Annotated in this window: 3 protein-coding genes; 1 reads left to right on the top strand and 2 read right to left on the bottom strand. The window is 63.2% G+C overall.

Translation table 11 applies throughout. The annotated features are described in order from the left end of the window. Positions 1 to 484: 484 nt before the first annotated feature. Positions 485 to 940, top strand: a complete 456-nt coding sequence (locus FSY66_RS12375) for a class I SAM-dependent methyltransferase (RefSeq protein WP_144795387.1) — start codon at positions 485 to 487, stop codon at positions 938 to 940. Between the two features lie 203 nt (positions 941 to 1143). Here the strand turns inward: FSY66_RS12375 and FSY66_RS12370 are convergent, their stop codons facing one another. After that, the gene (locus FSY66_RS12370) at positions 1144 to 1956 is read right to left on the bottom strand and encodes an abortive infection family protein (protein WP_144795385.1); all 813 of its coding nucleotides are present in this window, start codon (positions 1954 to 1956) and stop codon (positions 1144 to 1146) included. Positions 1957 to 2048: 92 nt separating this feature from the next. Further along, the gene (locus FSY66_RS12365; RefSeq protein WP_186304572.1) at positions 2049 to 2201 is read right to left on the bottom strand and encodes a hypothetical protein; all 153 of its coding nucleotides are present in this window, start codon (positions 2199 to 2201) and stop codon (positions 2049 to 2051) included. Between the last annotated feature and the right edge of the window lie 53 nt (positions 2202 to 2254).

Raw genomic sequence — 2254 nt, 5'->3', positions numbered from 1 at the left:
GGGCGGCGGTCGTGATCAGCGCGATCCTGACATGGCTACGCCGATAAAGGAGACATGCCCTAGGGCCGAGGAGCTCATCGCCAGCCTCCGCCCCTGGGGCGCCGGCGACCCCCGCAGCACGGCGCCGCCGCCACGACACATCCTCGCCAGGGGCCCGCCTACTGAGGCTTGATCACGCCCTACACACCATTGCCAGCGACCTCGCTCGCCCGCGCACCGGGATCCCCGCCAGATTCCGGAACCGCGCTCTCCCAATGCGTCCCACTAGGGGGAGGCCGTGCGCAACAGTTACGCAGTAGTCATTTACGGTTGTCGTTAGGGTCCGTTCGCGGACTTTTGCGACACATCCGTCGCACTGGGTATGGGTGGGCCACCACCATGACGTGTTGGCGAGGGTTGTGGCGAGGATCAGGTCTGCCACAAACGACCGTTTGTGCACCAGTTCCCTCGTGGTTGAGCGCGACGTTTTGGCAGACTTAGAGCCATGCCGGAAGCAGAGGAAGCTCTCACCAGGACCTCCTACAACGTTGTGGCCGACGTGTACGCCGACCACTTCCGTACCACCGAAGGCGAACAGCCCATCGACTTGGCCACGATCGACCACTTCGTCGCACTCCTGCACGAGCCTCGCGTGGTCCTGGATGCTGGCTGCGGGGCAGGGCGAATGCTGCCCTATTTGGCTGGGCGCGGATGCCACGCGGAGGGCATCGACCTCTCACCCAACATGGTCCGCAGGGCACGAGCCGACCACCCTGACTTCACCGTCGCCGAAGAGTTCCTCTACGCCCGTAAGTGGGATTCAGAAGCCGAACGCGCTGCCGCGCTGAAAACGTGGAACCGGCACTACAACTATCACCGTCCCCACGGCGCTCACGACGGGCAACCGCCTGCCTCTGCAACACCGGCACGCGTCAACAACGTCATGGCCTCATACAACTAAGTGGCGCGAAAATCGCAGCACTAAGTGGCGAGACTCGTGCGCTGGTCGGCATTGGGGCGCGGCTTCGACGCCGCGCGGAGCGGCGGATTGGCGCGTGTGTGCGGCTGCCGTGCGAGGACCACCGCTATGAATTCTGGAGCAGCTCCGCCCTATGGGTCAGTGGCGAGACCTAGCCTGTCGCTGGTGCGACTCATCCGTCCTCGTCAAGCACGCCCCATTTGGCGGTCATGAGTCGCCAGCATTATCTCGGCGACCATCGTGGCCTGCCTAATCATGAACCGTGCCGCTTCCACGGACACGCCGCTCGGCAGCGTGCGACCGTGGCCTGTTCCATGGTCGTTGCGCAGCTCATTGATGGCATCGACCACCGTGCGGACTGCCTGATAAACCTTGCGCAGTTGCTTGCTGCCCTCCGTGGAGGCGTCGACCTGGACGGGCATGATGCCTAAGAGCTCCATGCTGACGGTCATCACCTCGGGCATGTCGATCCTGCGGTCGGGAAGGCACCCGTTCTCCTCCAGTACAAACTTTCCGACGGATTCAAGCAGCTCTTTGGCTGTCCCCAGGAGCAGGCCGGCATCTTCGGTGTTGCGACGCAAGCGGTTCAACTGGTCATTTAGCGCTTGCCGATCCCCAACCTCGAGATCGATATCGCCCAACGGGTCCAGTCGGCCGTCGGTATCGAGAGCCCAGCCGCGTTGCAGCAGGGCGCTTCTGAGTGATGCGACCTCCATCTGGAGGTTGGGGGCGCCAAAGATGCCTGCCACTCGATAGATACTCAAGATTTCCTCGACCAGACGCCGGCCCCGGGTGGGCTGTTGCCAGACCTTGCGGGCAGCCTCGGTGATTCGGTCGACCTTGTTCAAACTGTCGAGCGAACCCGAGCTGTAAGGAGTAAGGCCGACAATTCCGGCTGCCAGGAAGGCGGAGGTGAGCGAGGAGTGAGAGGGGCCACTTCCCCCGCGGACGAATACAGTCAGAGCTGCAACCACTTCTCCGTTGATCGGGTTCTCCATGCTCTACACAGTAGAGTTCCTCGCCTGGGCAGGGAACTACGTTCGAGATTCGCGCCCCACGTGGCATGAGCGATCGCCCACGGGCGTCGTGCTCAGTGCGTGGATGTTGTCTGCTGGTACAGCGCGAGGCCGGGCTGCCCGTCAACCAGCGCGTAGGTGCTGTTCATGACTGCCTCGAACGGCTCCGCGTCCCCGCGAGAGGCCTTGGCCTTGTAGATCAGGGCGGCCGTTTGACGGCTCATCATGATCCAGGGTGTAGTTGGGGTCTGAACCCGCCGGTCTCGAGCAGCGATCTGGC

Source organism: Kocuria palustris (genome assembly GCF_007666205.1).
Lineage (GTDB): Bacteria > Actinomycetota > Actinomycetes > Actinomycetales > Micrococcaceae > Kocuria > Kocuria palustris_A.
This window is presented reverse-complemented; position numbering and strand designations above follow the sequence as displayed.

Coding starts and splice junctions, on each gene's coding strand:
- FSY66_RS12375 (WP_144795387.1), top strand. CDS start 485: ATGCCGGAAGCAGAGGAAGCTCTCACCAGGACCTCCTACAACGTTGTG.
- FSY66_RS12370 (WP_144795385.1), bottom strand. CDS start 1,956: ATGGAGAACCCGATCAACGGAGAAGTGGTTGCAGCTCTGACTGTATTC.
- FSY66_RS12365 (WP_186304572.1), bottom strand. CDS start 2,201: ATGATGAGCCGTCAAACGGCCGCCCTGATCTACAAGGCCAAGGCCTCT.